This window comes from Bradyrhizobium sp. HKCCYLRH2060 (assembly GCF_051168135.1).
GTDB lineage: Bacteria > Pseudomonadota > Alphaproteobacteria > Rhizobiales > Xanthobacteraceae > Bradyrhizobium.
Genome location: NZ_JBNPUK010000027.1, coordinates 46,095 through 53,910, shown reverse-complemented (window position 1 = coordinate 53,910; position 7,816 = coordinate 46,095). Strand labels below are relative to the sequence as shown.

9 protein-coding genes are annotated in these 7,816 nt (G+C 65.1%); all 9 read left to right on the top strand.

From position 1 onward, the window contains the following. Positions 1-315, top strand: a 315-nt coding sequence (locus tag ACQR10_RS32095; protein ID WP_316218317.1) for a hypothetical protein, incomplete at its 5' end; no start/stop codon positions are given. 152 nt (positions 316-467) lie between these two features. After that, positions 468-1,844: an MFS transporter gene (locus tag ACQR10_RS32090; protein ID WP_316218318.1), complete on the top strand. Its 1,377-nt coding sequence runs from the start codon at positions 468-470 to the stop codon at positions 1,842-1,844. A 43-nt stretch (positions 1,845-1,887) separates the two neighbouring features. Beyond that, positions 1,888-2,913 (top strand): amidohydrolase family protein, encoded by a 1,026-nt coding sequence (locus tag ACQR10_RS32085; RefSeq protein ID WP_316183233.1) that lies wholly within the window; start codon positions 1,888-1,890, stop codon positions 2,911-2,913. Positions 2,914-2,930: 17 nt separating this feature from the next. After that, the gene (gene ligK, locus ACQR10_RS32080; RefSeq protein WP_315802430.1) at positions 2,931-3,626 is read left to right on the top strand and encodes a 4-carboxy-4-hydroxy-2-oxoadipate aldolase/oxaloacetate decarboxylase; all 696 of its coding nucleotides are present in this window, start codon (positions 2,931-2,933) and stop codon (positions 3,624-3,626) included. A gap of 3 nt (positions 3,627-3,629) precedes the next feature. Further along, on the top strand, positions 3,630-4,568 hold the full coding sequence (locus tag ACQR10_RS32075; protein ID WP_316218319.1) for an NAD(P)-dependent oxidoreductase: 939 nt from the start codon (positions 3,630-3,632) through the stop codon (positions 4,566-4,568). 8 nt (positions 4,569-4,576) lie between these two features. Then, positions 4,577-5,491 (top strand): amidohydrolase family protein, encoded by a 915-nt coding sequence (locus ACQR10_RS32070; protein ID WP_316183236.1) that lies wholly within the window; start codon positions 4,577-4,579, stop codon positions 5,489-5,491. 12 nt (positions 5,492-5,503) lie between these two features. Continuing rightward, positions 5,504-5,893, top strand: coding sequence for a protocatechuate 4,5-dioxygenase subunit alpha (gene ligA, locus ACQR10_RS32065; protein WP_257168873.1), 390 nt, complete (start codon positions 5,504-5,506; stop codon positions 5,891-5,893). Continuing rightward, positions 5,894-6,757, top strand: coding sequence for a class III extradiol dioxygenase subunit beta (locus ACQR10_RS32060; RefSeq protein WP_316218320.1), 864 nt, complete (start codon positions 5,894-5,896; stop codon positions 6,755-6,757). Further along, the gene (locus ACQR10_RS32055) at positions 6,758-7,717 is read left to right on the top strand and encodes a Gfo/Idh/MocA family oxidoreductase (RefSeq protein ID WP_316183238.1); all 960 of its coding nucleotides are present in this window, start codon (positions 6,758-6,760) and stop codon (positions 7,715-7,717) included. The last annotated feature ends 99 nt before the right edge of the window (positions 7,718-7,816 follow it).

Here is a 7,816-nt window from a genome sequence, read left to right as displayed (position 1 = left end):
TTGGCGATGCTCAAGACCGCAGAAGAATCCACGCCATGCACCATGTCCAGTCTGTCTGAACCGGACAGCCGTGGGCTCGTCCCGGGCATCCACGTCATTCCCAGGATGCCGACCAACGTCGATGGCCGGGACAAGCCCGGCCCTGACGACTTGGAGACACGCGAGCGCAAAGCTCCGATCTTCAAGTGTAGCAGCGTCGCCTGGGGAGGTGGAGGTGTGAGCCTCGACGTTGCGCCCAAGCGGCTGTGGCGGCCTCTCCAGACCCATTCTAAATTCAGCATGGCTCATGTGATATCTTATGCCGTTTCGGAATAGCTGATAGAAGCCCCCGGGCGCTGGTGCGCGCTGTCCCTGTCCGTCACATAGCCTGTCAAGCTGCCGAAGCTGCAAGACCCGACCACGCGAGGAACGGGCGTCTGCGGACCTCGGTTGATGCGCCAGAACAGCACCCCAAGGAAGCAGAAGCGATGCCAACGACCGCCCGTGTCGACGTCCAGGCCTTTCTCGACGACCACCCGTTTTCCGGCTTCCAGTGGCTGATCTTCGCGCTCGGCTTCGTCATCGTGCTGCTCGACGGCTTCGACACCGCGGCGATCGGCTTCATCGCGCCGTCGCTCCTGAAGGAGTGGGGCATCGAGAAGTCGGCGCTGGGACCGGTGCTGAGCGCGGCGCTGTTCGGCCTTGCCGGCGGGGCGCTGTTCGCGGGGCCTATCGCCGATCGTCTCGGCCGCAAGCTGGTGCTGGTCGGCTCCGTGCTGATCTTCGGCATCGCCTGTCTTGCCTCGGCGTTCGCGAGCAACCTCACCGAGCTCACCGTGCTCCGCTGCGTCACCGGCATCGGCCTCGGTGCCGCCATGCCGAATGCCGTGACCCTGCTCAGCGAGTACTGCCCGGGCCGGCTGCGCGCGACCATGACCAATTTGATGTTCTGCGGCTTTCCGCTGGGCGCGGCATGCGGCGGCTTTCTCGCGGCGTGGATGATCCCGCAATGGGGCTGGCGCAGCGTGCTGGTGCTCGGCGGCGTCACCCCGCTGGTGCTGACGGTGCTGCTGATCGCGATCCTGCCGGAATCGGTGCATTACCTGTTGTCGCGAGGCGCCAGTGTCGAGCGCGTCCGTAAGGTCATGCGCAGGGTCTCGGCGGCGGCCTCCGAAGTCGGCCAGTTCGTGATGCTGGAGCCGGAGCATGCCGAGACCACCCGGCGCGTCAATGCCACCGGCATCGGCATGGTGCTGTCGCCGGTGCTGCGTGTGGGCTCGCTGATGCTGTGGGTCACCTATTTCATGGGCCTGGTGATCTTCTATTCGCTGATCAACTGGATGCCGATCCTGTTCAAGGATGTCGGGCTGAACCCGCAGACCGCGACCTTGATCTCGGCGCTGTTCCCGCTCGGCGGAGTCGGGGCGGTGTTCTTCGGCCTGCTGATGGACCGCTTCAACGCCAACCGCATCGTCGCGGTCGGCTATGCGCTGACGGCGGTCACGATCTTCCTGATTGGGCAGGCGGCCGGCAACATGGGCTTCCTGGTGGTGATCGTGTTCGTCGCCGGCGTGGTCATGAACACGGCGCAGTCGTCGCTGCCGGCGCTGGCCGCGGCGTTCTATCCGACCCAGGGCCGCGCCACCGGTGTCGCCTGGATGATGGGCATCGGTCGCTTCGGCGGTATCGCCGGGTCGTTCCTGGTCGCCGAATTGACCGCGCGGCACCTGACCTTCAGCGAGATTTTCACCGTGATCGCAGTTCCCGGCTTGATCGCGGCGCTCGCCCTTGTGGTAAAGCAGGTCGTGGGACCGGGAGGCCGCGCCAGCGGCAAGGATGTCGGCGCCCCCGTGGCGGCGCATTGAAGGCGCTAGCTGGCTCGCGAGACAATCTGAGGGAGAGACTGACGTGATCATCGACGTGCACGGCCATTACACGACGGCTCCGAAGGCGCTCGAAGAGTGGCGCAACCGGCAGATCGCGGGCATCAAGGATCCCTCCGTCATGCCCAAGGCGTCGGAGCTTTCGATCAGCGACGACGAGCTGCGCGAGAGCATCGAGAGCAACCAGCTCAAGAAGATGAAGGAGCGCGGCAGCGACCTCACCGTGTTCTCGCCGCGCGCGAGCTTCATGGCCCACCATATCGGCGACTTCCAGGTGTCCTCGACCTGGGCTGGGATCTGCAACGAGCTCTGCTACCGCGTCAGCAAGCTGTTCCCGGACAATTTCATCGGCGTCGCCATGCTGCCGCAGTCGCCGGGCGTGGACCCCAAGACCTGCATTCCCGAGCTCGAGAAGTGCATCAAGGAGTACGGCTTCGTCGGCATCAATTTGAACCCGGACCCGTCCGGCGGCCACTGGACCTCGCCGCCGCTGTCGGACCGGCACTGGTATCCGATCTACGAGAAGATGGTCGAGCTCGACATCCCCGCGATGATCCACGTCTCGACCAGCTGCAATGCCTGCTTCCACACCACCGGCGCGCATTATCTCAACGCCGACACCACCGCGTTCATGCAGTGCCTGACGTCGGACCTGTTCAAGGACTTCCCGACCCTGAAGTTCCTGATCCCGCATGGCGGCGGCGCGGTGCCGTATCACTGGGGCCGGTTCCGCGGCCTCGCCCAGGAGCTGAAGAAGCCGCTGTTGAAGGACCATCTGCTCAACAACATCTTCTTCGACACCTGCGTCTATCACCAGCCGGGCATCGACCTCCTGACCGGCGTGATCCCGATCGACAACATCCTGTTCGCGTCGGAAATGATCGGCGCCGTCCGCGGCATCGATCCGGAGACCGGCTTCTACTACGACGACACCAAGCGCTACATCGAGGCCGCCAAGCTGACCCCCGAGCAGCGCCACCAGATCTACGAAGGCAATGCGCGGCGCGTGTTCCCGCGTCTCGACGCCGCGTTGAAGGCCAAGGGCAAGTAATCTAAAGGGCAGGCGATATGAGCACCCCCATGAACAATCTCGGCATCGTCAAGACGAAGATCAACCGCGCCGACAAGGCGGCGGTGGAGAAGCTGTCGAAGTTCGGCGTCGCCACCATCCACGAGGCGATGGGCCGCGTCGGCCTGATGCAATGCTACATGCGCCCGATCTATCCGACCGCCAAGATGTGCGGCACGGCCGTCACCGTGCTGCTGCAGCCCGGCGACAACTGGATGCTGCATGTCGCGGCCGAGCAGATCCAGCCCGGCGACGTCGTCGTCGCGGCCTGCACGGTCGAGAATACCGACGGCTTCTTCGGCGATCTCCTGGCGACCAGCTTCCGCGCCCGCGGCGCGCAGGGCCTCGTCATCGACGGCGGCGTCCGTGACGTCGCCGATCTCACCGACATGCAGTTCCCGGTGTTCTCGCGCGCGATCTCCGCGCGCGGCACGGTCAAGGCCACGCTCGGCTCGGTCAACATCCCGATCGTCTGCGCCGGCGCCGCGGTCAATCCGGGCGACGTGATCGTCGCCGATGTTGATGGCATCGTCGTGGTGCCGGCCGCGGTCGCACATCAGGCGGCGGATGCGGCCGCGGCGCGCGAGGCCAACGAGGCCGACAAGCGCGAGAAGCTGGCGTCGGGCGTGCTCGGCCTCGACATGTACAAGATGCGCGAGCCGCTGGCGAAGGCCGGGCTCAAGTACATTGACTAAGCGATGACGGCGGCGTCGAACCCAAATCCCTCGAACCGATGGCATGTCGGGCTGATCGGCTACGGCGAGGTCGGCAAGATCCTCGCCGAGGATCTGCGCAAGGATGGCGTGCGCGTCTCGGCCTATGATGTGAAGCTTGCCGACAGCCGCGGCGACGCCATGCGCAGCCATGCCGACGGCATCGGCGTGACGCTCGCGGCCTCGCATGCCGAACTGGCGGCGCAGGCCGACTTCATCGTCTCGGCAGTGACCGCCAGCCAGGACGTGGCGGTGGCGGAAGCCTGCGCTCCGAAGATCAAGCCAGGCGCGTGGTTCCTCGACTTCAACTCGGCTTCGCCCGGCGCCAAGCAGCGCGCGGCCGCGTTGATCGACGGCGCCGGCGGCCGCTATGTCGAAGGCGCGGTGATGACCTCGGTGCCGCCCTATCGCATCAAGGTGCCGCTGCTGCTCGGCGGTGCCGGTGCGCGCGAGTTGGCGCCGCTGCTCAACGATCTCGGCTTTGCCGCCAAGCCCGCCAGCGACAAGCTCGGCGTGGCCTCGGCCACAAAGATGTGCCGCAGCATCATGATCAAGGGCCTGGAGGCGATGGTGATCGAGAGCTTCACCACCGCCCGTGCCTATGGCGTCGAGGACGCGGTGCTGGCCTCGCTGAAGGAGACCTTTCCCGGGATCGACTGGGAGAAGCAGGGCGCCTATTTCTTTCAGCGGGTCATCGAGCATGGCCGCCGCCGCGCCGAGGAGGTGAGGGAGGTGGCCGAGACCGTACGCGACATCGGGCTGACGCCGTGGTCGGCGGACGGCACCGCCGAGCGCCAGGCCTGGGTCGCCGATCTCGCCGATGACGGCCTGTTCGGCACGCGCGGCACCAAGGAGTTCGCGCGCAGCCCGGATTGGCGCACCGAGGCCGATCGTATCATTAACAAGATCAAGTCCAAGGAGTAGGGAACCTCATGGAGTTCCAGAAGACCCCGGGATGGCTCGACTGGTACGACGGCCCGTCGAAGCCGCGCTTCAAGGTGCCGGCCGGCAGCGTCGACGCGCATTGCCACGTGTTCGGCCCTGGCGCCGAATTCCCCTATGCGCCCGAGCGCAAGTACACGCCCTGCGACGCCTCCAAGCAGCAGCTCTACGCGCTGCGCGACCATCTCGGCTTCGCCCGCAACGTCGTGGTGCAGGCGACCTGCCACGGTGCCGACAACCGCGCGATGGTCGATGCGCTGGCGCATTCGAACGGCAAGGCGCGCGGTGTCGCCACCGTCAAGCGCAGCGTCACCGACGCCGAGTTGCAGGCGATGCACGACGCCGGCGTGCGCGGCGTCCGCTTCAACTTCGTCAAGCGCCTGGTCGACTTCACGCCGAAGGACGAGTTGATCGAGATCGCCAACCGCATCAACAAGCTCGGCTGGCACGTCGTGATCTATTTCGAAGCCGTCGACCTGCCCGAGCTGTGGGACTTCTTCACGTCGCTGCCGACCACCGTCGTCGTCGACCACATGGGTCGTCCTGACGTGACCAAGCCGGTCGATGGCCCGGAGTTCGAGCTGTTCGTGAAGTTCATGCGCGAGCATTCCAACGTCTGGTCCAAGGTGAGCTGCCCGGAGCGTCTCTCGGTCAAGGGACCGCCAGCGCTGAACGGCGAGCAGAACGCCTATCGCGACGTGGTGCCGTTTGCGAAGCGCATCGTCGAGACTTTCCCGGATCGCGTGCTGTGGGGCACCGACTGGCCGCACCCGAACCTCAAGGACCACATGCCCGATGACGGCCTGCTGGTCGACTTCATTCCCCACATCGCCGTCACCGCGGAGCTGCAGCAGAAGCTCCTGGTCGACAATCCGATGCGGCTGTACTGGCCCGAAGAATCCTGAAGGAGGGAAGCGATGTCGCTCGACAAACCCTATACCGACGTTCCCGGCACGACCATCTTCGACGCGGACATGTCGCGGATGGGCTATCACCTCAACCAGTTCTGCATGTCGCTGATGAAGGCGGAGAACCGCGCCCGCTTCAAGGCCAACGAGCGCGCCTATCTCGACGAATGGCCGATGAGCGAGGAGCAGAAGCAGGCCGTGCTCGACCGCGACCTCAACCGCTGCATTGCGCTTGGTGGCAACATCTACTTCCTCGCCAAGATCGGCGCGACCGACGGCAAGAGCTTTCAGCAAATGGCCGGCAGCATGACCGGCATGACTGAAGACCAGTATCGCGAGATGATGATCAAGGGCGGCCGCTCGGTTGAGGGCAACCGCTACACCGGGGAGAAGAAGTAAATGGCAAAAATCTCCGCAAGCGTTTTCACCTCGCACGTGCCGGCGATCGGCGCAGCTCTCGACCTCGGCAAGACCGGCGAGGACTATTGGAAGCCGGTGTTCGCTGGCTACGACTTCGCGAAGCAGTGGGAGAAGGAGCAGAAGCCTGATGTCGTGTTCCTGGTCTTCAACGACCACGCGACCGCCTTCAGCCTGGACATGATTCCCACGTTCGCGATCGGCACTGCGGCCGAGTATCAGCCGGCCGACGAGGGCTGGGGCCCGCGCCCGGTGCCCAAGGTGATCGGGCATCCGAAGCTCGCCGCGCATATCGCGCAGTCGGTGATCCAGGACGATTTCGACCTCACCATCGTCAACAAGATGGATGTCGACCACGGCCTGACCGTGCCGCTTAGCCTCGTGTTCGGCCAGGTCGATGCCTGGCCGTGTCCGGTGATCCCGTTCGCCGTCAACGTCGTGCAATATCCGGTGCCGTCGGGCCGCCGCTGCTTCATGCTGGGCAAGGCGATCCGCAAGGCGATCGAGAGCTATGACGAGCCGCTCAACGTGCAGATCTGGGGCACCGGCGGCATGAGCCATCAGCTGCAGGGCCCGCGCGCCGGCCTGATCAACCGGGAATGGGACAACATGTTCCTGGACAAGCTGATCAGCGATCCCGAAGGCCTGTCCAAGGTGCCGCACATCGACTACGTCCGCGAGGCCGGCAGCGAGGGCATCGAGCTCGTGATGTGGCTGATCGCGCGCGGCGCCATGAGCGACGTCAACGAGACCAAGAAGGGCAACGCGCCGACCGTGCGCCACCGCTTCTATCATGTGCCGGCCAGCAACACCGCGGTCGGCCATCTCATCCTGGAGAACAACTAAATGGCCAAGACGATCAAGGTCGCGCTCGCCGGCGCCGGCGCCTTCGGCATCAAGCATCTCGACGGCATCAAGAACATCGACGGCGTCGAGGTGGTGTCGCTGGTCGGCCGCCGCTTCGACCAGACCAAGGAAGTCGCCGACAAATACGGCATCAAGCACGTCGCGACTGAGCTCGCCGACAGCCTCAAGCTGCCGGAGGTCGACGCCGTCATTCTCTGCACGCCGACCCAGATGCATGCGGCGCAGGCGATCGACTGCCTCAAGGCCGGCAAGCACGTGCAGGTCGAGATTCCGCTCGCGGACTCCTTGAAGGACGCACAGCAGGTCGTCGAGCTGCAGAAGGAGACCGGCTTGGTTGCGATGTGCGGTCACACCCGCCGCTTCAATCCGAGCCACCAGTTCGTGCACAAGAAGATCAAGGCCGGCGAATTTCACATCCAGCAGATGGATGTGCAGACCTACTTCTTCCGCCGCACCAATATGAATGCGCTGGGCCAGCCGCGCAGCTGGACGGACCATCTGCTGTGGCACCACGCCGCGCACACCGTCGACCTGTTCGCCTACCAGGCGGGCTCGCCGATCGTGAAGGCCAATGCGATCCAGGGGCCGATCCATCCGACCTTGGGCATTGCCATGGACATGTCGATCCAGCTCAAGGCCGCCAATGGCGCAATCTGCACCTTGTCGCTGTCGTTCAACAATGACGGCCCGCTCGGCACCTTCTTCCGCTACATCGGCGACACCGGCACCTACATCGCGCGCTACGACGATCTGGTGAACGGCAAGGAGGAGAAGATCGACGTCTCCAAGGTCGATGTCTCCATGAACGGCATCGAGCTGCAGGACCGCGAGTTCTTCGCCGCGATCCGCGAGGGCCGCGAGCCCAACGCGTCCGTTGCCCAGGTGCTGCCCTGCTACCAGGTGCTGCACGACCTCGACGCGCAGCTCGCGAAGGGCTGAGCCGATTCCCTCCTCGCGTCTCGGCGCGCGGGGAGGGGACCCTCGGCGGCGCCTGGAAGATCCGCCGACGAGCGTTGCACTCGTATGGCGGCTTCGCTT